Annotated in this window: 20 protein-coding genes and 1 tRNA gene; 18 read left to right on the top strand and 3 right to left on the bottom strand. The window is 62.2% G+C overall.

Annotated features, from left to right (window positions below):
* Positions 1-56 precede the first annotated feature (56 nt).
* The 17 genes from queA to glpK all read left to right on the top strand — a co-directional run bounded on the left by queA (position 57) and on the right by glpK (position 18818).
* The gene (gene queA / locus AC0L2B_RS20525) at positions 57-1169 is read left to right on the top strand and encodes a tRNA preQ1(34) S-adenosylmethionine ribosyltransferase-isomerase QueA (RefSeq protein ID WP_473746619.1); all 1113 of its coding nucleotides are present in this window, start codon (positions 57-59) and stop codon (positions 1167-1169) included.
* Positions 1166-2296: a tRNA guanosine(34) transglycosylase Tgt gene (gene tgt, locus AC0L2B_RS20520; RefSeq protein WP_473746618.1), complete on the top strand. Its 1131-nt coding sequence runs from the start codon at positions 1166-1168 to the stop codon at positions 2294-2296. Before queA ends, tgt begins: the two co-directional genes overlap by 4 nt.
* A 182-nt stretch (positions 2297-2478) precedes the next feature.
* Complete coding sequence (locus AC0L2B_RS20515; RefSeq protein ID WP_023801175.1) at positions 2479-2715, top strand: Lrp/AsnC ligand binding domain-containing protein; 237 nt, start codon at positions 2479-2481, stop codon at positions 2713-2715.
* A gap of 171 nt (positions 2716-2886) precedes the next feature.
* Entirely contained in the window at positions 2887-4299 is a 1413-nt protein-coding gene (locus tag AC0L2B_RS20510) for a circularly permuted type 2 ATP-grasp protein (RefSeq protein ID WP_287222125.1), read from the top strand.
* Between the two features lie 227 nt (positions 4300-4526).
* Positions 4527-5468 carry an alpha-E domain-containing protein gene (locus AC0L2B_RS20505; protein WP_473746617.1) on the top strand — a complete coding sequence of 314 codons (942 nt, stop codon included), beginning with the start codon at positions 4527-4529 and terminating at the stop codon, positions 5466-5468.
* A gap of 117 nt (positions 5469-5585) precedes the next feature.
* Positions 5586-6380, top strand: a complete 795-nt coding sequence (locus AC0L2B_RS20500; RefSeq protein ID WP_473746616.1) for a transglutaminase family protein — start codon at positions 5586-5588, stop codon at positions 6378-6380.
* 32 nt (positions 6381-6412) lie between these two features.
* A complete protein-coding gene (locus tag AC0L2B_RS20495; RefSeq protein ID WP_128172385.1) occupies positions 6413-7144 on the top strand; it encodes a proteasome-type protease in 732 nt (243 codons plus the stop codon).
* Positions 7145-7199: 55 nt separating this feature from the next.
* On the top strand, positions 7200-8609 hold the full coding sequence (locus AC0L2B_RS20490; protein ID WP_473746615.1) for a pyridoxal phosphate-dependent decarboxylase family protein: 1410 nt from the start codon (positions 7200-7202) through the stop codon (positions 8607-8609).
* A gap of 127 nt (positions 8610-8736) precedes the next feature.
* Complete coding sequence (locus AC0L2B_RS20485) at positions 8737-9504, top strand: DeoR/GlpR family DNA-binding transcription regulator (protein WP_128172387.1); 768 nt, start codon at positions 8737-8739, stop codon at positions 9502-9504.
* Between the two features lie 139 nt (positions 9505-9643).
* A complete protein-coding gene (gene glpD / locus AC0L2B_RS20480; RefSeq protein ID WP_473520476.1) occupies positions 9644-11170 on the top strand; it encodes a glycerol-3-phosphate dehydrogenase in 1527 nt (508 codons plus the stop codon).
* Between the two features lie 28 nt (positions 11171-11198).
* The gene (locus AC0L2B_RS20475; protein WP_023801183.1) at positions 11199-12281 is read left to right on the top strand and encodes an ABC transporter ATP-binding protein; all 1083 of its coding nucleotides are present in this window, start codon (positions 11199-11201) and stop codon (positions 12279-12281) included.
* Positions 12282-12293: 12 nt separating this feature from the next.
* Complete coding sequence (locus AC0L2B_RS20470; protein WP_473746614.1) at positions 12294-13364, top strand: ABC transporter ATP-binding protein; 1071 nt, start codon at positions 12294-12296, stop codon at positions 13362-13364.
* Positions 13365-13366: 2 nt separating this feature from the next.
* Positions 13367-14233 carry a carbohydrate ABC transporter permease gene (locus tag AC0L2B_RS20465; protein WP_091593734.1) on the top strand — a complete coding sequence of 289 codons (867 nt, stop codon included), beginning with the start codon at positions 13367-13369 and terminating at the stop codon, positions 14231-14233.
* A gap of 43 nt (positions 14234-14276) precedes the next feature.
* Complete coding sequence (locus tag AC0L2B_RS20460) at positions 14277-15155, top strand: carbohydrate ABC transporter permease (RefSeq protein ID WP_413468417.1); 879 nt, start codon at positions 14277-14279, stop codon at positions 15153-15155.
* 2 nt (positions 15156-15157) lie between these two features.
* Positions 15158-15439, top strand: a complete 282-nt coding sequence (locus AC0L2B_RS20455) for a DUF2160 domain-containing protein (protein WP_023801186.1) — start codon at positions 15158-15160, stop codon at positions 15437-15439.
* A 72-nt stretch (positions 15440-15511) separates the two neighbouring features.
* On the top strand, positions 15512-17236 hold the full coding sequence (locus AC0L2B_RS20450; RefSeq protein ID WP_473490229.1) for an ABC transporter substrate-binding protein: 1725 nt from the start codon (positions 15512-15514) through the stop codon (positions 17234-17236).
* Between the two features lie 88 nt (positions 17237-17324).
* The gene (gene glpK / locus AC0L2B_RS20445) at positions 17325-18818 is read left to right on the top strand and encodes a glycerol kinase GlpK (RefSeq protein ID WP_473746613.1); all 1494 of its coding nucleotides are present in this window, start codon (positions 17325-17327) and stop codon (positions 18816-18818) included.
* 82 nt (positions 18819-18900) lie between these two features.
* Here glpK and AC0L2B_RS20440 read toward each other — a convergent pair whose 3' ends face one another.
* Complete coding sequence (locus tag AC0L2B_RS20440) at positions 18901-19467, bottom strand: BA14K family protein (protein ID WP_473746612.1); 567 nt, start codon at positions 19465-19467, stop codon at positions 18901-18903.
* Positions 19468-19730: 263 nt separating this feature from the next.
* On the opposite strand from AC0L2B_RS20440, the gene AC0L2B_RS20435 reads away from it, so the two are divergent.
* Positions 19731-19806 (top strand) — tRNA-Lys (locus AC0L2B_RS20435).
* Between the two features lie 118 nt (positions 19807-19924).
* Here the strand turns inward: AC0L2B_RS20435 and dprA are convergent.
* Entirely contained in the window at positions 19925-21049 is a 1125-nt protein-coding gene (dprA, locus tag AC0L2B_RS20430; RefSeq protein ID WP_473746611.1) for a DNA-processing protein DprA, read from the bottom strand.
* The gene (gene plsY / locus AC0L2B_RS20425) at positions 21046-21633 is read right to left on the bottom strand and encodes a glycerol-3-phosphate 1-O-acyltransferase PlsY (RefSeq protein ID WP_473746610.1); all 588 of its coding nucleotides are present in this window, start codon (positions 21631-21633) and stop codon (positions 21046-21048) included. Before plsY ends, dprA begins: the two co-directional genes overlap by 4 nt.
* Positions 21634-21689: the final 56 nt, after the last annotated feature.

Genomic DNA, 21689 nt, shown 5'->3' with positions numbered 1-21689 from the left:
GGTCGATCGCTGGCGCCCGGGCGGTGACCTGCCCGGGATTTTGAGGCGGGATTTTCTTGCGCGTCGATCTTTTCGACTTCGATCTGCCGGAGGAGCGAATCGCGCTTCGACCGGCAGAACCGCGCGACAGCGCCAAAATGCTGGTTGTCAGGCCGGGTGAAGGTCTCGAAGACCGGACGGTGCGCGAGCTGCCGTCGCTGATCGAGACCGGTGACGTGCTGGTCTTCAACGACACCAAGGTCATTCCGGCACAGTTGAAGGGCATCAGGCGGCGCGGCGAAGCGGCGGCGCAAATCGAAGCCACGCTGCACATGCGGGTGGCGCCGGACCGCTGGCTGGCTTTCATGCGGCCGGGCAAGCGCATCGCCGCCGGTGACCGCATCCATTTCGGCCATGACGCCAGTTCCTGCTTTCTCGGCCAGCTCGATGCCACGGTTATCGAGAAGGGCGAGGCCAGCGAGGCTTTGCTCGGTTTTGACCTCTCAGGCCCGTTTCTCGACGAGGCGCTGCACGCCGTCGGCCACATTCCGCTGCCGCCTTATATCGCTTCGAAGCGCGACGACGACGAACGCGACCGCAGCGACTACCAGACCATATATGCCAGGGAGGAGGGGGCTGTGGCGGCCCCCACTGCCGGCCTGCATTTCACGCCCGAGCTTTTCGCCGCCCTCGATGCCAAGGGCATCGAACGGCGCTTCGTCACCCTGCATGTCGGCGCCGGCACGTTCCTGCCGGTGAAAGTCGACGACACCGCCGATCACAAGATGCATGCCGAGATCGGTTCGGTCAGTCCGGAAACCGCCAGGGCGCTGAACGCGGCAAAGGCGCGTGGCGGGCGCATCATCGCCGTCGGCACGACATCGCTGCGCCTGCTGGAGAGCGCCGCGCGGAAGGACGGCATGCTGGCTGGATGGTCGGGTCCGACCGATATCTTCATCACGCCCGGCTATCGCTTCAAGGCCGCCGACATGCTGATGACCAATTTCCATCTGCCGCGCTCGACGCTGTTCATGCTGGTTTCGGCGTTTTGCGGTCTGGAAACGATGCGTGCGGCCTATGCGCATGCCATCGAGAACCGCTACAGGTTCTACTCCTACGGAGATGCAAGTCTGCTGCTCAAGCAGGAGAACGATGGACGCGCGCCCGGTATAGAACAAGGAATTCAATGACTAAAGCGTTCACCTTCAAGGTGCTGGCGACCGACGGCAAAGCGCGGCGCGGCTCCATCACCATGCCGCGCGGAGAAATCCGCACGCCGGCCTTCATGCCGGTCGGCACCGGCGGCACGGTCAAGACCATGTATATGGATCAGGTGCGCGGCGTCGGCTCGGACATTATCCTTGGCAACACCTATCATCTGATGCTGCGGCCGGGCGCCGAGCGTGTGGCGCGGCTTGGCGGTCTGCATGAATTCGCCCGCTGGCCGCACCCGATCCTGACCGACAGCGGCGGCTTCCAGGTGATGTCGCTGTCGAAGTTGAGGAAACTGACCGAAAAGGGCGTCACCTTCCGCTCCCATATCGACGGCGCCGCCTATGAGATGTCGCCCGAGCGCTCGATCGAAATCCAGGGACTGCTCGGCGCCGACATCCAGATGCAGCTCGACGAATGCACCGCGCTGCCGGCCATGGAGAAGGAGATCGAGCGGGCGATGGAGCTGTCGCTGCGCTGGGCCGAGCGTTGCAGGACGGCGTTCGGCGACCAGCCGGGCAAGGCGATGTTCGGCATCGTCCAGGGCGGCGACATACCGGCCCTGCGGCTGCGCTCGGCGCAGACGCTGAAAGCGATGGACCTCAAGGGCTACGCGATTGGCGGGCTGGCGGTCGGCGAGCCGCAAGCGGTGATGCTCGAAATGCTCGACATCACCTGCCCGGAGCTGCCGGCGGACAGGCCGCGCTATCTGATGGGTGTCGGCACGCCCGACGACATTTTGAAATCGGTGGCGCGCGGCATCGACATGTTCGATTGCGTGATGCCGACACGCGCCGGCCGTCATGGCCTCGCCTATACAAGGCGCGGCAAGGTCAATCTGCGCAACGCCCGCCATGCGGACGATCCGCGGCCGCTGGACGAGGAGAGCGACTGCCCGGCCGCCAGAGATTATTCACGCGCCTACCTGCACCATCTGGTCCGCTCGCAAGAGGCGCTGGGAGCGATGCTGCTGACCTGGAACAATCTTTCCTATTATCAAAAGCTGATGCAGGACATTCGTGCCGCCATCGAAGCCGGCGTCTTTGAGGCGCGGGCGGCAGAGATTTCCGAGGGCTGGGCCAGGGGCGATATCCAGGCGATGTGATCGAGCCCTCAGGTGCTCAGCAGAGATTGCACGGTTTCGGCGCCCGCGTACATCCGCCGTTTGGCTGCACTAAGGCTTCCCCCCAGGTCGGTTTCTGCCTGAGCGCTGTCCTGATGCTTGAAAGCCGGGCGGCAGTCTGCCACAAGGGCGGCCTAAGCGGGCAAGCTGAGCAGGATCGGGCAATGAAGGCATTTTTCGTGCAGATAAAGTGCGATCTGGGCAAGTCCTATGACGTTGCCGGCGCATTGGCCGATGCCGAGATCGCCTCGGAAATCTACTCGACAGCCGGCGACTACGATCTGCTCGCCAAATTCTATGTCGACGACGATGAAGACATCGGCCACTTCGTCAACGAGAAGGTGCAGAGTCTTCCCGGCATCAAGGATACGTTCACGGTCGTCACCTTCCGCGCGTTCTGAGCGGCGCCTGCCACCTGCCCGGGCACAAGGCAAAGCCTGACCCAGTCATATCGGCGCTGCCCTAATTTTAGGCAGGTCGCGACATACTGATCGCCAACATCCTCCAAATCACCGATTGCGCTTGATTTTCTCCGGTGACGCCAGTGAAATGGCCTCACAGGGAGTAAGCGATTGGCAGCGTTCGACGAAATGCTTCCGGAAATCTCCGGATTGAGAAAACCGTATTCGGCTTACGATCGCTGGCTGAAGGAGCAGGATCCGGCCAGGCTTACCGAAAAGATGCAGGACGCCGAACGCGTCTTTCGCAAGACCGGCATCACCTTTGCCGTCTATGGCGAGCAGGAAGCCTCCGAGCGCCTTATCCCCTTCGACATCGTTCCGCGCATCATTTCCGGCAATGAATGGCGACGGCTGACGCAAGGCATCGAGCAGCGCGTCCAGGCGCTGAACGCCTTTCTCGACGATATCTACCACCGCCAGGAGATTTTGCGCGCCGGGCGCGTCCCCAAGGAATTGATCGCCAAGAACGAGGCATTCCTGCCGGAGATGATCGGAGTGAGGCCGCCAGCCGGCGTCTACACCCATATCATCGGCGTCGATATCGTTCGCATCAGCGAGAACGAATTCTACGTGCTGGAGGACAATGCGCGCACGCCGTCCGGCGTCTCCTACATGCTGGAGAACCGCGAGACGATGATGCAGCTCTTTCCCGAGTTGTTCCAGCAGATCAAGGTGCGGCCGGTGGAAAACTATCCGCAGCTCTTGCGCCAGTCGCTGGCGGCAGTGCGGCCGCAAGGCACCAAGGGCGCGCCGACCATTGCTGTGCTGACGCCGGGCAGCTTCAACTCCGCCTATTTCGAACATGCCTTCCTTGCCGACCAGATGGGCGTGCAGCTTGTCGAGGGGCAGGATCTGCGCGTCGTCGATGGCCACGTCGCGATGCGCACGACCGAAGGCTACAAGCAGATCGACGTGCTTTATCGAAGGGTGGACGATTCTTTTCTCGATCCGCTGACCTTCCGCCCGGACTCGGCACTGGGTGTGCCGGGCATCATGGATGTCTACCGTGCCGGCAACATCACCATCGCCAATGCACCGGGAACCGGCATCGCCGACGACAAGGCGATCTATTCCTACATGCCCGAGATCGTTGAATTCTACACCGGCCGCAAAGCGATCCTCGGCAACATCCCGACCTGGCGCTGCTCGGAGCCGGACAGCCTGAAATACGTGCTCGAACATATCGACGAGCTGGTGGTCAAGGAGGTGCATGGCTCCGGCGGCTACGGCATGCTGGTCGGACCGGCGGCGACCAAGAAGGAATGCGAGGATTTTTCCAAGAAACTCGCGGCAAGACCGTCGAACTACATCGCCCAGCCGACGCTGGCGCTGTCGACCTGCCCGATCCTGACCGACAAGGGACTGGCGCCGCGCCATGTCGATCTCAGGCCCTACGTGCTGGTATCCGACCGCATCCAGATCGTGCCGGGCGGGCTGACGCGTGTGGCGCTGAAGGAAGGCTCGCTGGTGGTCAATTCGTCCCAGGGCGGCGGGACGAAGGATACGTGGGTGCTGGATGATTAGAGTGGGAATAGTAATAGTGAATAGGGAATAGGGAATAGCGAATAGTGAATAGTGAATAGTGAATAGTGAATAGTGAATAGTGAATAGTGAATAATGAATAAATAAGGATGACATGTCGTTGATGTTGGTGAAATGCCCTGAAATGAAGCACGCGGCGTCGTGCCCTGGAAAAATTTGGCCATTCACCATTCACCATTCACCACTCACCGTCCGAAGGACCGCGTAGAATGCTTCTCGGCCGCACCGCCAACGGGCTCTACTGGATGAACCGCTACATCGAGCGGGCGGAAAACATGGCGCGGCTGGTCGATGCCGGGCTGCGCATGGCGCTGACCCGAACCCAGAACGCTTCCGAAGAGTGGAATTCGGTGCTGCTCAGTGCCGGTTCGGACGCTGCCTTCACGCAGAAATATTCCGACTATACCGCCGCCAACGTTGCCGATTTCCTGCTGCGCGACACATCCAACCCGTCGAGCACGATGACGTCGATCGAAACGGCCCGTAACAATGCCCGCATGGTGCGCACCGCATTGACGCGCGAGACCTGGGAAAGCATCAACGAAGCCTGGATGTCGCTGAAGCGCATGCTGGCCAAGCCGATCGACGAGCGCGACCTGCCCAGCGTGCTCGACGCGATCAAGCGCGAAACGGCGCTGATCCGCGGCTCGTTCTACGGTACCATGCTGCGCAACGAGATCTTCGATTTCTCGCAACTCGGCACCTATGTCGAACGCGCCGACAATACGGCTCGCATCCTGGACGTGAAATACTACGTGCTGTTGCCGTCGATCTCGTGGGTCGGCTCCACGCTCGACAACTACCAGTGGGAATCGATCCTGCGTTCGGTGTCGGCGCATCGCTCCTATCGCTGGGTCTACGAGGCCGACTACAAGCCGAGCAACATCGCCGACTATCTGATCCTCAACGTTCGCATGCCGCGCTCGCTGACCTTCTGCTACCGTTTCCTGACGGAGCATCTCAGATTCCTGGGCGACGATTATGGTGAGCGCCATGCCTGTCATGTGACAGCCGGCAAAACCCAGGCGATGCTGGCCGCCGGCTCGATCAAGGACATATTCGACGCCGGCCTGCATGAATTCCTGGCCAATTTCATCCTCGACAACATCAGGCTCGGCGACGAGATCGCGCAGGATTACAGGTTTAATTGAGCATGATCCCGGAAAGTGGAAGCCGGTTTCCGGGAAAGATCATGCTCGGGGGACGTGCATGATCCCGGAAAGTGGAAGCCGGTTTCCGGAAAAGATCATGCTCAGGGGACGAGAGCAATGCGGCTGAAGATCACCCACCGGACCGAATACCGCTACGATGCGCCGGTGCACTATCTGTTGCAGCGGCTGCGGCTGCTACCAGTCAGCGGACCGACACAGACCGTCTTATCCTGGGCGCTGAAGATCGAAGGGGCGCGCGAAGAAGTGCGGTTCACCGACCATTTCGGCAACGACACGCGGCTTTTGAGCGTCGAAGGTGAGCGCGATTTCATCACCGTCGAGGCATCAGGCGAGGTGGTGACACGCGACACATCAGGCGTCTCCGGGCCACATCAGGGTTTCGCGCCGCTGTGGTTGTTTGGCCATGAAACACCGTTGACCACGATCGGCGGCGGCATTCGCGAACTCGCGGCCTCGGTCGGCGAGGGGGCCGATATCGAAAGGTTGCACCGGCTGATGGCGGTGATCGGCGAGCGCGTCGCCTATACGATGGGCACCACCAACGCGGCGACCCCGGCCGAGGACGCGCTGGCGCTCAGGACCGGCGTCTGCCAGGACCACAGCCACATCTTTGCCGCCGCCGCGCGGGCCATGGGGTTTCCGGCCCGCTACGTCAGCGGCTATTTGATGATGCATGCGGCGGTCGAGCAGGCGGCGAGCCATGCCTGGGCCGAAGCGCATGTTGCGGGCCTTGGCTGGGTCGCGTTCGACGTCGCCAACGGCATTTCGCCCGACGAACGCTATGTGAAGGTGGCAACCGGCCGTGATTACCGCGATGCCACGCCCGTATCGGGAATTCGGCTGGGACAAGCGGAAGAACAGCTTGCGGTCACCGTCACCGTGGAGCAGTAATCCCCGGCAAGTTTTGCTGCCAAAGGGATTCGATGACCTATTGCGTCGGCTTGAAGATCGATCGCGGGCTCGTGTTCATGTCGGACACGCGCACCAATGCCGGCATGGATTCGATCTCTACCTTCAAGAAGATGCATGTCTGGGAGCAGCCGGGCGAGCGCGTCATTGTGCTGATGTCGGCCGGCAATCTGGCGACGACGCAAGCTGTCGTCAGCCTGCTCGACGAACGCACCAAGGCGGTGGCCGATCGCCACGCCACGCTGCTTGAAACGCCGTCGATGTACCAGACGGTGCGGCTGGTCGGCGACACCGTCAAGGAAGTCATCGCCAGTTCGTCGCCGGCGGGCGAAAAGGCGGATTCCTACTTCAATGCCTCCTTCATCCTCGGCGGCCAGATCAAGGGCAGCGCGCCGCGGCTGTTCATGATCTATCCGGAAGGCAATTTCATCGAATCGACCGACGACACGCCGTTCTTCCAGATCGGCGAGACCAAATATGGCAAGCCGATCATCATCCGCGCCTATGAGAAGGCGATGAGTTTCGCCGAGACGGTGAAACTGCTGCTGGTGTCGTTCGACTCGACGCTGAAATCGAACCTGTCGGTCGGTCTGCCGCTCGACCTGCTGTTCTACGAAAAGGACGCCTTCAAGGTCAGCCTGAAGAAGCGGATCGCCCAGGACGACCAATATTATCGGACGATCTCGGACGGCTGGTCGAATGCACTGAAGGCTGCTTTTGCGAGCCTGCCTGACTTTCCCGAGTGAACGCCTCCGTTTTTCGTGCTCTTTGATCGCTGGGCTCGATCTGACGGAGAGCAGGATGAATAGCAACGAATTCCGGGAATGGTCGCTGCGCGCGGCCGAATGGGGTGCCGACTACAGGAGCACACTTCGCGAAAGGCCGGTGCGGCCGCTCGTCGAGCCGGGCGAAATCTCCAGAAGCATCGACGTCTCGCCGCCGGAACATGGCGAAACCATGCAGGCAATCTTCGCCGACTTCGAGCGCAAAATCCTGCCCGGCATGACGCATTGGCAGCATCCGCGCCTCTTCGCCTATTTTCCGGCCAATGCCGCACCGGTTTCGGTGGTGGCCGAATATCTGGTCTCGGTTATGGCCGCGCAATGCATGCTCTGGCAAACTTCGCCGGCAGCGACCGAACTCGAGACGCGCGTCGTCGACTGGATGCGTCAGGCGCTTGGCCTGCCGGAAGGGTTTGCCGGCGTCATGCAGGATTCGGCATCGTCGGCGACGCTCGCCGCCGTGCTGACCATGCGCGAGCGCGCGCTCGACTGGCAGGGCAACAAGAAGGGCCTGCAGGGCCAGCCGATATTGCGCGTCTATTCTTCCGACCAGGTCCACACCTCCATCGACCGGGCGATCTGGGTGTCGGGCGTCGGCGAGGACAATCTCGTGCGCATTCCGGTTGGCGGCCGCTTCCGCGCCGTGGATGTTGCGGCTCTCGAAGCGGCTGTCGTCGCCGACCGGCAGGCGGGCATGCTGCCGGCCGGCATCATCGCCTGCGTCGGCGGCACCAGCACCGGCGGCACCGATGATATCACCGGCGTCGCCGCGGTGGCGAAACGGCACGGCCTCTATCTGCATGTCGATGCCGCCTGGGCCGGATCGGCGATGATCTGTCCGGAATACCGGCATTTCTGGGCGGGCGTGGAGCAGGCGGATTCCATCGTCTTCAACCCGCACAAATGGCTGGGCGCGCAGTTCGACTGCTCGATCCAGTTCATCCGCCGGCCGGAAGACCTGGTGCGGACGCTGGCCATCAAACCGGACTACCTGGAGACGCATGGGCGCGACGGCATCATCAACTATTCCGAATGGTCGGTGCCGCTCGGGCGGCGCTTTCGCGCACTGAAACTCTGGTTCCTGCTGCGCGCCCACGGGCTAGAAAATCTGCGGACCATGATCCGCAACCATGTCGCCTGGAGCGAACGGCTGGCCGAGCGGCTGGCCAGGGAACCGGATTTCGAGATCGTCTCGGAGCCGATGCTGTCGCTGTTCTCGTTCCGGCATTTGGCGGCCGGCACCGATTCGGACGAACACAACCTGCGGCTGGTCAACGCGATCAACGACGATGGCCGCATCTACCTGACGCAGACACGGGTGGACGGGCAGGTCGCGATCCGCTTTCAGGTCGGTCAGTTCGAGACGACGGCGGCGGATGTCGACACCGCATTCGGGGTCATCACCGAAATCGCCCGCCGGCTGGCCTGAAAATTGGTCGGCAAAGTTGCGTCGAGGTTTGTTTTTGGACGTATGCTAATTTCGTTAGCCGCCCCATGCCTTTTCACCGCTTTCGTTTTTCGCTATAGACAAGGAAAACGAAAACGGGAGGTCACCGATGTATCTGTCGCCGCGTCATTCCGAGATCATCCAGATGGCCAAGGACAATGGCCGCGTGCTGGTCGAGGATCTGGCAACGCATTTCAACGTGACGCCGCAGACCATCCGCAAGGACCTCAACGATCTGTGCGACCAGCGCCTGCTTTCCCGTATCCATGGCGGGGCGCTGTTCCCGTCCGGCATCGAGAACATGGAATATGAGGCGAGGCGCAAGATCGCCGCCGACGAGAAGGAGGCGATCGGCCGCGCCGCAGCCAGGCTGATCCCGGACAACGCCTCGCTGTTCATCAATATCGGCACCACGACGGAGTCGGTCAGCAAGGCGCTTCTCGATCATGCCGGCCTGATGGTCATCACCAACAATATCAATGTTGCCAACAGGATGCGCATATATCCTTCCATCGAAGTTGTTATTGCCGGCGGCGTCGTGCGTGGTTCCGACGGCGGTGTGGTCGGCGAGGCGGCGGTCGATTTCATCAGGCAGTTCAAAGTCGACTACGCGGTGATCGGCGCCTCGGCGATCGACCATGACGGTGCGTTGCTCGATTTCGATTTTCGCGAGGTGAAGGTGGCGCAGGCGATCATCGCCAATGCCCGGCATGTCATCCTCGTTTCCGACCAGACCAAGTTCGAGCGGACGGCGCCGGTTCGCATCGGCCACCTGTCGCAGGTCAACACCTTCATCACCGACCGATGCGACATCCCGTCGGTGCGCAAGATCTGCCAGGAAGCAGAGGTTCAACTGATCGAAACCTCGCTCTCCTAGATGGGACCGTTGATGGTGCCGTTGCGGCAACTCCCGCTGTTTATATTTCGTTTGACATTCGTTCCTATTTCGAAATAATCCCGACACGGTTTCGTAAAAACCTAAAAATGCTGCAATGCGAAATCCGGGAGGACTTTTTGTGAGCGCATCCCCGATCCATGACATCTTCGTCATCGGTGGCGGTATCAACGGCTGCGGCATTGCCCGCGATGCGGTTGGGCGCGGCTTCTCGGTGTTTCTTGCCGAGATGAACGATCTGGCCAGCGGCACGTCCTCGGGCTCGACCAAACTGATCCATGGCGGCTTGCGCTATCTGGAGTTCTATGAGTTCCGCCTGGTGCGCGAGGCGCTGATGGAGCGCGAGATCCTCTGGAAGAACGCGCCGCACATCATCTGGCCGATGCGTTTCGTGCTGCCCTATGCCAAGGGCCTGCGCCCGGCCTGGCTGATCAGGCTCGGCCTTTTCCTCTACGACCACATTGGCGGGCGCAAATTGCTGCCGGCGACCAAGACGCTGGACATGGCAAACGACCCAGCCGGCAAGCCGCTGAAGCCGTTGTTTCGCAAGGCCTTCGAATATTCCGACGGCTGGGTCAACGATGCGCGGCTGGTGGCGTTGAACGCCCGCGACGCCGCCGATCGCGGCGCAACGATACGAACCCGCACGAAAGTCGTCGACGCACGCCGTGAAGGCGAGTTCTGGACGGTCAGGCTGCAAAACACGCAGACCGGCGACACCGAGGAGGTCAAGGCGCGGCTTTTGGTCAACGCCGCCGGCCCATGGGTCGACCACGTGCTGTCGGCTACGGTCGGGTTGAACGACGTGCACAATGTCCGGTTGGTACAGGGCAGCCATATCGTCATCAGCAAGAAATTCGACGATCCGCGCGCCTATTTCTTTCAGAACAAGGATGGCCGCATCATCTTTGCCATCCCCTACGAGGAAGAGTTCACCCTGATCGGCACCACCGACCAGGACTTTTCCGGCGACCCGCGCGACGTGAAGATCAGCGATGCCGAGATCGATTACCTCTGTGCTGCGGCGAGCGAATATTTCGCGCAACCGGTCAAGCGTTCGGACATCGTCTGGACCTATTCCGCCGTGCGCCCGCTTTATGACGACGGCGCCTCGAAGGCGCAGGAAGCGACCCGCGATTATGTGCTGAAGACCGACGGCGGCGAAGGCACGGCGCCGATCGTCAACACCTTCGGCGGCAAGATCACCACCTATCGCCGGCTGTCGGAATCGATGCTCGAGAAGATCGAGGGTTTTCTCGGCAAGCGCGGCAAGCCGTGGACGGCAAACGCGCCGCTGCCGGGCGGCGATTTCCCGGCGAGCGGCTTCGACGCCGAAGTGGCGAAACTGAAAACGGCCTATCCGTTCCTCGATGCGCGTCTGGCGCGCCGCCTGACCCGGCTTTACGGGACTCGCGCAAGGATGCTGCTGGGCCTCGCCAGGTCGAATGCCGACCTTGGCCGCAACTTTGGCGCCGATCTCTACGAGGCCGAGGTACGCTACCTCGTTCAAAATGAATGGGCGATGACGGCCGAAGATGTATTGTGGCGCAGGACCAAGCGCGGCCTGCAACTGAGCCGCGAGCAGGCGGCAGCGCTCGACGAATTCATGCGCGGGATAAGCCGGCGCCATGTCGCGGCTGCCGAATAGTCATGCAGAAAGCCTGGGAGGAGGCATCATGCTGGAACTGAGAAACGTGTCGAAGACGGTCGGCGCGGCGGAGCACATACGCGACGTGTCGCTGACGCTTCAGCATGGCTCGCTCAACGTCCTGCTCGGGCCGACGCTTTCCGGCAAGACCAGCCTGATGCGGCTGATGGCTGGCCTTGACGTGCCGACATCCGGCTCGGTCTGGTTCGATGGCAAGGATGTCACCGGCATCCCGGTGCAGAAGCGCAACGTCGCCATGGTCTACCAGCAGTTCATCAACTATCCGGCGATGACCGTTTACGAGAATATCGCCTCGCCGCTGAGGGTGGCCGGTGCCGAGCGGGCAAAGATCGACAAGGAGGTGCGCAATGCCGCAGCCCTTCTCAAGCTGACGCCCTTTCTCGACCGCACGCCGCTCAGCCTCTCCGGCGGTCAGCAGCAGCGCACCGCGCTGGCGCGCGCCATCGTCAAGAACGCCAGCCTCGTGCTGCTCGACGAGCCGCTCGCCAACCTCGACTACAAGCTGCGCGAGGAATTGCGCGCGGAATTGCCGAAGATTTTTGCGGCAACCGGCACCATCTTCGTCTACGCCACGACCGAGCCGCACGAAGCCTTGCTGCTCGGCGGCAACACGGCGACGCTTTCCGAAGGCCGCATCACCCAGTTCGGCCCGACGATCGACGTCTTCCGCAGGCCGAACGACCTCGTCACGGCCAGGACGTTCGCCGATCCGCCGCTCAACACGATCGTGCTGAAGAAGAGCGGTTCGAGCTTCCTTCTTGAAGGTGGGGTGAGCCTCCCGGTGCCGGCTGAACTCGTCGGTATTGCCGATACGAGTTACACGATCGGCTTCCAGCCCCACCATCTCTCCCTTGCCCGGCCGAGCCCGTCGGCGGTGGCGGTGAGAGCCAAGGTCTCGGTCACCGAGATCACCGGTTCTGAAAGTTTTGTGCATCTCGATTTCGCCGATGTCCGCTGGGTCATGCTTGAGCACGGCATCCTGGTGTTCGAGCCGGACCAGACCATCGAGGTGTTCATCGACCCGCGGCACATCATGGTGTTCGACGCGAACGGCCGCTCGGCCGCGCCGCCACAGATGCTGGCGGCTTGAGGAGGAGGGCACATGGCGCGCATCGACTGCAATCACATCCGCCACGCCTACGGGCCGCATCCGAAGTCGGGCAAGGACTATGCGCTGAAGGAGGTGCATCACGCCTTCGAGGACGGCGGCGCCTATGCGCTGCTGGGGCCGTCGGGCTGCGGCAAGACCACGCTGCTCAACATCATTTCCGGCCTGTTGTATCCGTCGCACGGCGAGCTTCTGTTCGACGGCAAGGACGTCACCAATCTGTCGACGCAGGAGCGCAACATAGCTCAGGTGTTCCAGTTCCCGGTCATCTACGACACCATGACCGTCTACGACAATCTGGCCTTCCCGCTGCGCAACCGCGGCGTTGCAGAACCCGACGTCGACCGCAAGGTGCGTGAAACCCTTGACATGACCGGTCTGGCCGACATGGCCAAGCGAAAGGCGAGGGGGCTGACCGCTGACCAGAAGCAGAAGATCTCGCTCGGACGCGGGCTGGTGCGCTCCGATGTCAACGCGATCCTGTTCGACGAGCCGCTGACCGTCATCGACCCGCATATGAAGTGGGTGCTGCGCTCGCAGTTGAAGCAGTTGCACAGGCGCTTCGGCTTCACCATGGTCTATGTCACGCACGACCAGACCGAGGCGCTCACCTTCGCCGAAAACGTCGTCGTCATGTATGAGGGCGAGATCGTTCAGATCGGCTCGCCAGCCGAACTGTTCGAGCGCCCCAAGCATACATTCGTCGGCTATTTCATCGGCTCGCCGGGCATGAACGTCATGCCGGTCGCGGTCGAAGGCAGGAGCGCGCGGCTCGGCAGCCAGACGATCGAATTGCCGGGCGCGCCCAAGGCCGGGATCACCGGTGCGATCGAACTCGGCATCCGCCCCGAATATGTCAGGCTTGGCGCCAGCGGCATGCCGGTTTCAATCCGCAAGGTCGAGGATATCGGCCGCCACAAGGTGGTGCGCGCCAGTTTCGAAGGCCGCGACATCGCGGCGATTATCGGCGAGGACGAGGACATTCCCGCCGATCCGAAGATCGCTTTCGACCCGGCCGGCATCAACATCTATGCCGATTCCTGGCGCGTCGAGATGGGAGGCTGAGCATGGGAAGGACCTGGAACAACAAGGCCTGGTTCATGGTGCTGCCGGTGCTGTTGCTGGTGGCATTCTCGGCGATCATCCCGCTGATGACGGTCGTGAATTATTCGGTGCAGGACACTTTCGGCAACAACGTCTTCTTCTGGGCGGGCGCGGAATGGTTCGAGGAAATCCTGCATTCCGACCGGTTTTGGGAAGCGATGGGCCGCAACCTGGTCTTCTCGGCCATCATCCTGGTCATCGAGATTCCGCTCGGCATCTTCATTGCGCTCAACATGCCGAAGAAGGGCTGGGGCGTTCCGGTCTGCCTGGTGCTGATGGCGCTGCCGCTGCTCATCCCGTGGAACGTAGTCGGCACGATCTGGCAGGTGTTCGGCCGCGTCGATATCGGCCTGCTCGGATATACGTTGCGCGCGCTCGGCTTCGACTACAACTATGTCAACGACCCGTTCGACGCCTGGATCACCGTCATTGTCATGGACGTCTGGCACTGGACGAGCCTCGTCGTCCTGCTCTGCTACGCAGGATTGGTCTCGATCCCCGACGCCTATTACCAGGCGGCCAAGATCGACGGGGCGTCGCGCTGGGCGATCTTCCGCTACATCCAGCTGCCGAAGATGAACCGCGTGCTGCTGATCGCGGTTCTGCTGCGCTTCATGGACAGTTTCATGATCTACACGGAACCGTTCGTCGTGACCGGCGGCGGGCCCGGCAACACCACCACTTTCCTGTCGATCGATCTGGTGAAGCTGGCCATCGGCGAGTTCAACCTCGGTGAGGCGGCGGCCATGTCGATCATCTATTTCCTGATTGTCATGCTCCTGTCCTGGGTGTTCTACACCGTCATGACAGCCTACGATGCGGAGCGGTGAGATGGCACGCCTCGAGGAAACCACGACCAACGAACGAACGCTGATGCGGCAGACCCCCGCTACAGCGGAAGCGCAGACGGCGAACGCCGCGCTGGCCCGCAAGATGCGGCGGCGCGGCGAGGAGTCGCGGTTCTGGTGGCTGGTGCCGACGATCTACATCATCTTCCTGATGCTGCCGATCTACTGGCTGGTCAATATGAGCTTCAAGACCAATCAGGAGATCCTCGGCGCCTTCTCGCTTTGGCCGAGAAACCCGACGCTTGCCAATTATGCGGTCATTTTCAATGATCCGTCCTGGTACAGGGGCTACATCAACTCGATCATCTATGTGGTTATGAACACGGTGATTTCCGTCGCCGTGGCGCTACCGGCAGCCTATGCCTTCTCGCGCTACCGCTTCCTCGGTGACAAGCACCTGTTTTTCTGGCTGCTGACCAACCGCATGGCGCCGCCGGCGGTGTTCGCGCTGCCGTTCTTCCAGCTCTATTCGGCTTTCGGCCTGATCGACACGCACATCGCCGTGGCGCTGGCGCACTGCCTGTTCAACGTGCCGCTGGCGGTCTGGATCCTTGAAGGCTTCATGTCGGGCGTGCCGAAGGAGATTGACGAGACCGCCTATATCGACGGCTATTCCTTCCCGCGCTTCTTCCTCAGGATATTCATGCCGCTGATCGCGAGCGGTGTCGGCGTGGCCTGCTTCTTCTGCTTCATGTTCTCGTGGGTGGAGCTGCTGATCGCGCGGACGCTGACCACGACCGCGGCAAAACCGATCGCCGCGATCATGACGCGCACGGTCTCGGCCTCGGGCCTCGACTGGGGTGTGCTCGCTGCAGCCGGCGTGCTCACCATCCTTCCGGGCGCGCTCGTCATCTGGTTCGTGCGAAATTATATCGCCAAGGGCTTTGCCCTGGGGAGGGTTTGATCATGAGCTTCTCCTGGATGGCCTGGACCTGGCCGACCGCCGCCTTCTTCGGCACCATCTTCCTGCTGCTCTGCGGCATGGCGGTCTGGGAATATGCCTCGCCTGGCGGCAATCCGCGCATCGGCGTCTTGCGCTTCGAGACGACGCGGGGCGACCGTCTCTTCCTATCGCTGCTTGGCAGCGCCTTTATCCATCTCGCTTGGCTGGGTCTTGTCGGACCCAACCTGTGGTGGGCTCTCGCTCTCTCCGTGGTCTACGCCATCGGCGTGTTCCGCTACGTATAGAGGGGGAAACTGTTGGAGCATCCCCGGGGGCTGCTCCAGATAGCACTTGGAACTGAACAGTGGAGGAAACACATGCGAAGGCAATTTCTGACGTCAACGACTGCTCTGGTCCTGCTCCTCGGAGCCGGCCAGGCCTATGCCGGAATGGACGAAGCCAAGGCGTTTCTCGACGCCGAGATCAAGGACCTGTCGACGCTCGATCGCGCCGGCCAGGAAGCCGAGATGCAGTGGTTCATCGATGCTGCAAAGCCCTTTGCGGGCATGGACATCAAGGTCGTCTCGGAAACCATCGCGACGCACTCTTATGAATCGGCGACGCTGGCCAAGGCGTTCACCGACATCACCGGCATCAAGATCACCCATGATCTGATCGGCGAAGGCGATGTTGTCGAAAAGCTGCAGACGCAGATGCAGTCGGGCGAAAACATCTACGACGCCTATGTCAACGACTCCGACCTGATCGGCACCCATTGGCGCTACCAGCAGGCACGCAGCCTGACCGACTGGATGGCGAACGAGGGCAAGGACGTCACCAACCCGAACCTCGACCTCGCCGACTTCATCGGCACCAAGTTCACGACGGCTCCGGACGGCGACCTTTACCAGCTGCCCGACCAGCAGTTCGCCAACCTCTACTGGTTCCGCTACGACTGGTTCAACGACGAGAAGAACAAGGCGGACTTCAAGGCGAAGTACGGCTACGACCTCGGCGTTCCCGTCAACTGGTCGGCCTATGAGGACATCGCCGAATTCTTCACCGGCCGCGAGATCGACGGCAAGAAGGTCTACGGCCATATGGACTACGGCAAGAAGGACCCGTCGCTCGGCTGGCGCTTTACCGATGCCTGGCTTTCGATGGCCGGCAATGGTGACAAGGGGCTGCCGAATGGTCTTCCGGTCGACGAATGGGGCATCAAGGTCGACGAGAAGTCGCGGCCCGTCGGCTCCTGTGTGGCTCGCGGCGGCGACACCAACGGTCCGGCGTCGGTCTATGCCATCCAGAAATATCTCGACTGGATGAAAGCTTACGCTCCGGCCGCTGCCCAGGGCATGACCTTCTCGGAATCCGGACCAGTTCCGGCGCAGGGCGAAATTGCCCAGCAGATGTTCATGTACACGGCCTTCACCGCCAACATGGTGGAGGACGGCCTTCCCGTCGTGAACGAGGACGGTACGCCGAAATGGCGCTTCGCTCCGTCGCCGCATGGGGTGTACTGGAAGGACGGCATGAAGCTCGGCTACCAGGACGTGGGTTCCTGGACGCTCCTCAAGTCGACGCCCGACGACCGCGCCAAGGCAGCCTGGCTCTACGCGCAGTTCGTCACCTCGAAGACAGTCGACGTTAAGAAAGCCCATGTCGGCCTGACGCTGATCCGCGAGAGCACGATCCAGCACAAGAGCTTCACGGACCGCGCCCCGAAGCTCGGCGGCCTGATCGAGTTCTACCGCTCGCCGGCCCGCGTCCAGTGGTCGCCGACGGGTACGAACGTCCCTGACTATCCGAAGCTGGCACAGCTTTGGTGGCAGGCGATCGGCGACGCCTCGTCGGGTGCCAAAACTCCGCAGGAGGCGATGGACTCGCTCTGTGCCGAGCAGGAAGAGGTGCTTGAGCGCCTCGAGCGCGCCGGCGTGCAGGGCGACATCGGACCGAAACTCGCCGAGGAAAAGACCTTGGAAGAGTGGAACGCCGATGCCGTCGCCAAGGGCAATCTCGCGCCGCAGCTGAAGATCGAGCCGGAGAAGGACAAGCCGCAGACCATCAACTACGACGAGCTGGTCAAGAGCTGGAGCAACTGAGCATCGGTCCGGGCGTTCGCGCCCGCATCGCACCAATCGGGGGAGGCGGCAAATTGCCGTCTCCCCTGTTTGCGCCGAGGGAGTGAGAATGAGTGGCTTTATCCTAGCAATCGACCAGGGGACGACGTCGAGCCGGGCGATCCTGTTCGACGGTGACATGAAGGTCGTGGGCAGCGGACAGAAAGAGTTTACCCAGCATTATCCGGCCTCCGGCTGGGTAGAGCATGATCCGGAGGAAATCTGGTCGAGTGTCGTGGCGACGGCGAAGGCTGCGCTGAAGAGCGCCGGCCGCGATGCATCGGATGTCGCTGCCATCGGCATCACCAACCAGCGCGAGACCGTCGTCATCTGGGACAGGGCGACCGGCAGGCCGATCCACAACGCGATCGTCTGGCAGGACCGCCGCACCGCGCCGCTGTGCCAGAAATTGAAGAAGCAGGGGCTGGAGAAGAAGTTCACCAGGAAGACCGGCCTGCTGCTCGATCCCTATTTCTCCGGCACCAAGATCGCCTGGATGCTGGACAAGGTGAAGGGCGCCAGAAAACGCGCCGAGAACGGCGAATTGCTGGCCGGCACCATCGACAGCTTTCTGATCTGGCGGCTGACCGGTGGCAAGGTTCACGCCACCGATGCCACCAACGCCTCGCGCACGCTGGTCTACAACATCGAAAAGAATGCCTGGGACGACGAGCTCCTGGCCATTCTCGGTATACCGGCAAGAATGGTGCCGCAGGTGAAGGATTGCGCCGACGACTATGGAATCACAGAGAAAAGCCTGTTCGGCGCAGAGATAAGGATCCTCGGTGTGGCCGGCGACCAGCACGCGGCGACCATCGGCCAGGCCTGTTTCGAGCCGGGCATGATGAAATCGACCTATGGCACCGGCTGCTTCGCGCTGCTCAACACCGGCAGCGATCTGGTGCGCTCGAAGAACCGTCTGCTGACGACCATTGCCTACAGGCTGAACGGCAAGACCACCTATGCGCTGGAAGGGTCGATCTTCATCGCAGGTGCTGCCGTGCAATGGCTGCGCGACGGCATCAAGGTGATCGGCAAGGCCGAGCAGAGCGGCGTGCTGGCGGCGAGCGCCGACCCGACCCAACAAGTCTACCTGGTGCCGGCTTTCGTCGGGCTTGGCGCGCCACACTGGGACGCCGAGGCGCGCGGCGCCATTTTCGGGCTGACCCGCAATTCGGGCCCGGCGGAATTTGCCCGTGCCGCACTCGAATCCGTCGCGTTCCAGACGCGCGACCTGCTCGATGCGATGCGCAGGGACTGGAAGAGCGCGTCAGCGAAGACCGTTCTCAGGGTCGATGGCGGCATGGTGGCGTCGGACTGGACGATGCAGCGGCTTGCCGACATCCTCGATGCACCGGTCGACCGCCCGACCATCCTGGAGACGACGGCGCTCGGCGCAGCATGGCTGGCCGGCTCGAAGGCCGGCGTCTGGCCGAAGACAAGGGAATTCGCCAGGAGCTGGGCGCTGGAGCGACGGTTTCGACCGGACATGGATGCGTCGGTCCGTTCCGCAAAGCTGGCGGGTTGGCGCCATGCTGTGCGACGGACACTGAGCACGCTGTAGATTCGCGCTCCGAAAAGAAAAGCCTGCGCCGTTGCCGGCGCAGGCTTTTCAACAAGCTTTATTCAACTCTGCCCCTGGCTTATCAATAGGGCGAGATGCACTGCCGGCGGGGGCCGTAGTAAGGCTTAAACGTGTTGTCGTAGGCCCGGTAAGATCTGTAGCGGCTGTAGCACCACTCCACGTGCGCATCGCCGCGATAGATGCGGCGGCTCTGGTTGTTGATGATTGCGCCGGTGATCAGCGCGCCAGTGGCGAAGGCCGCCAGCGGGAACCAGAAGTCGTTGTAGCGGCGATAGCCAGGACGATAGTAGCGATAGCCGCGATAGCCGCGCCAATACCTGAAATCGTCATTACGGGCGAAACGACGAAAATCGCGGCGGTCAAAATCGCGACGAGAAAAATCGCGGCGGAAATCGCGGCGAGAAAAATCGCGACGGAAATCGCGACGGAACTCACGGCGGAAATCGCGACGGGAGAAATCGCGGTCGAAACCACGCCTCCATCGTCTGTGTTCGACAGTCTGGACATCCGACGAGACATTCTGGCCTAGCGGCACATAGATGGACTGGGCGTTGACGGGCACGATTTGTGCTACAGCGAATGACGCTGACAGCGCAGTCGCCAGCAAGCCCGACATGATCCTGTTCATGGTCTTCTCCTTGAACACGTCGTCCCTTGTAGCGATAAAAACGGGGATGTTGCGCAATTGTTCCGCAAAAAATAGCAAGCTGCTGATTTGTAATAGGTCTCGGCTTTTGTGCGAGACAGCCACTCCGGTCTTGTCGAGACGGTTTGCGAGGCGTCAGCAGACCGCGAAAAGTCCGGCTCGCGAGGCCTCTTTTTCCGGTTGACCGGTCGAGACACTCTCCCTATGTTCCGCGCAATTTCGAGGGCGGCATCCTGAGCCCGCGGGAGCGCGTAGCTCAGCCGGTAGAGCAACTGACTTTTAATCAGTAGGTCCAGGGTTCGAATCCCTGCGCGCTCACCATTTTTTACCTGAAAATCAACAGGTTAGCGTTCCTGTTTCCCGGTCTAAAGCGAGATGCTTCCTGACGCCTTGGGTTTTCTAGCGGCGTCGAGCCGGGTTCTCTCAAGAATCGTCTCGATCACACCAGCGAGACATTGCCGCCGGCGTGGCGCTCCAGCCGGCCGGCTAGGTCGAGTTCCAGCAGCACCATGAAAACCTGGGCGGGATGCAGGCCGGTGTGGCGGATGATTTCGTCGATCGCCACCGGCGTTGGGCCGAGCGCTTCGATGACGCGGGCGCGGTCGCCTTCGCCGGGTGGCGGCGTTGCCGAAAAATCGGGCGGCTCTTCGAACGACGCCGTCCTTGGCGCCAGTGCGCCGACCAGCGGCGCGATCGCACCGGTAATGTCCGATGCCTCGGTGACCAGGGTGGCGCCGTCCTTGAGCAAGGCGTTGGCGCCGGCGGCGCGCGGATCGAGCGGCGAGCCGGGGACGGCGAAGACCAGCCGGCCCATCTCGCCGGCAAGCCTGGCGCTGATCAGCGAGCCGGAGCGCAGCGCCGCCTCGACCACGACCAGCCCCAATGCCGCACCGGCGACAAGGCGGTTGCGGCGCGGGAAATCCTGGGCGCGCGGCTGCCAGCCGAACGGCATCTCTGAAATGATGGCGCCGCCGCGCTCGGCAATCTCGTCGCACAGTGCGGCATTCTCGGGCGGGTAGGGCTGGTCGAGGCCGCCGGCCAGCACACCGATCGTGCCTGACGCAAGGCTGCCCTGATGTGCTGCCGTGTCGATGCCGCGCGCCAGGCCGGAGACGATGCCGAAGCCGTCGCGGCCGAGTTCGGCGGCGAGCGTCCGCGCCATCTTGATGCCGGCCAGCGAGGCGTTGCGGGCGCCGACTATGGCGACCGCCGGCAGCCGGAACACCGCGCCTTCGCCCTTGACCGCGAGCAGCGGCGGCGGATGGTCCATGCTTTTCATCAGCGGCGGATAGTCGGCCTCGCCAATACCGACGAAGCGGGCGCCGGCGCGCCGTGCGGTCTCCAGTTCCGCCTCGGCCTCGGCCATCGTCGGGATGCGGACGGTCTTTCTGGCGCCGCCCGAAACCATCAGCTCGGGCAGCATCTCGAGCGCCGTTTCGGCCGAGCCAAAACGGTTGATCAGGTCGCGAAAGGTGGCGGGGCCGACATTCGGCGTGCGGATCAAACGAAGCCAGCTCAACCGCTGCCGGTCGCTGAGCCGCGTCCCGGCAGCGCGCTGGTTCACTCCCTGGCTCCGATCTTGTTCTCGGTGCCGGCCAGCAGCCGGGTAATGTTGGCCCGGTGTTTTATGATGACGATCAGGCTCATCAGCGCGAACAGCCCGGCAATCTCGGGCGTGCTGAGGACATAGAGCGCGATCGGCACGACGATTGCTGCCGTCAGCGCCGCCAGCGAGGAATAGCGGAACAGGAAAGCCATGGCCAGCCAGACGACGGCAAAGATCAGCGCCACCTGCCAGGCAAGAGCGACCAGCACGCCGAGATAGGTGGCGACCCCCTTGCCGCCCTTGAAACCGAGCCAGACCGGGAAGAGATGGCCGAAGAAGGCGCCTAAGCCGGCCCAGAGCCCGAGCTCCGGGGCAAAGTAACCGGCGATCAGCACCGCCGCCGTGCCTTTCAGCGCGTCGAGCAGCAGCGTGGCGGCAGCCAGGCCCTTGTTGCCGGTGCGCAGCACATTGGTGGCGCCGATATTGCCGGAGCCGATGTTGCGGACGTCGCCAAGGCCAGCGGCACGGGTGATCAGGAGGCCGAACGGGATCGAGCCGAGCAGATAGCCGAACACCAGCGCCAAGACGATGCCGTAAGCCATTGTTCCCCCGGATATGCCCTAAAGCGCGTCGCGTTTGACCGGCCTCATGCGACGCG

The sequence above is a fragment of the Mesorhizobium sp. WSM4815 genome (assembly GCF_055811575.1).
This window is presented reverse-complemented; position numbering and strand designations above follow the sequence as displayed.

Bases quoted from the DNA above. Each gene is read 5' to 3' on its own strand.
- tgt (WP_473746618.1), top strand. From the start codon at position 1,166: ATGACTAAAGCGTTCACCTTCAAGGTGCTGGCGACCGACGGCAAAGCG.
- AC0L2B_RS20515 (WP_023801175.1), top strand. From the start codon at position 2,479: ATGAAGGCATTTTTCGTGCAGATAAAGTGCGATCTGGGCAAGTCCTAT.
- AC0L2B_RS20505 (WP_473746617.1), top strand. From the start codon at position 4,527: ATGCTTCTCGGCCGCACCGCCAACGGGCTCTACTGGATGAACCGCTAC.
- AC0L2B_RS20500 (WP_473746616.1), top strand. From the start codon at position 5,586: ATGCGGCTGAAGATCACCCACCGGACCGAATACCGCTACGATGCGCCG.
- AC0L2B_RS20495 (WP_128172385.1), top strand. From the start codon at position 6,413: ATGACCTATTGCGTCGGCTTGAAGATCGATCGCGGGCTCGTGTTCATG.
- AC0L2B_RS20490 (WP_473746615.1), top strand. From the start codon at position 7,200: ATGAATAGCAACGAATTCCGGGAATGGTCGCTGCGCGCGGCCGAATGG.
- AC0L2B_RS20485 (WP_128172387.1), top strand. From the start codon at position 8,737: ATGTATCTGTCGCCGCGTCATTCCGAGATCATCCAGATGGCCAAGGAC.
- AC0L2B_RS20475 (WP_023801183.1), top strand. From the start codon at position 11,199: ATGCTGGAACTGAGAAACGTGTCGAAGACGGTCGGCGCGGCGGAGCAC.
- AC0L2B_RS20470 (WP_473746614.1), top strand. From the start codon at position 12,294: ATGGCGCGCATCGACTGCAATCACATCCGCCACGCCTACGGGCCGCAT.
- AC0L2B_RS20465 (WP_091593734.1), top strand. From the start codon at position 13,367: ATGGGAAGGACCTGGAACAACAAGGCCTGGTTCATGGTGCTGCCGGTG.
- AC0L2B_RS20460 (WP_413468417.1), top strand. From the start codon at position 14,277: ATGCGGCAGACCCCCGCTACAGCGGAAGCGCAGACGGCGAACGCCGCG.
- AC0L2B_RS20455 (WP_023801186.1), top strand. From the start codon at position 15,158: ATGAGCTTCTCCTGGATGGCCTGGACCTGGCCGACCGCCGCCTTCTTC.
- AC0L2B_RS20450 (WP_473490229.1), top strand. From the start codon at position 15,512: ATGCGAAGGCAATTTCTGACGTCAACGACTGCTCTGGTCCTGCTCCTC.
- glpK (WP_473746613.1), top strand. From the start codon at position 17,325: ATGAGTGGCTTTATCCTAGCAATCGACCAGGGGACGACGTCGAGCCGG.
- AC0L2B_RS20440 (WP_473746612.1), bottom strand. From the start codon at position 19,467: ATGAACAGGATCATGTCGGGCTTGCTGGCGACTGCGCTGTCAGCGTCA.
- plsY (WP_473746610.1), bottom strand. From the start codon at position 21,633: ATGGCTTACGGCATCGTCTTGGCGCTGGTGTTCGGCTATCTGCTCGGC.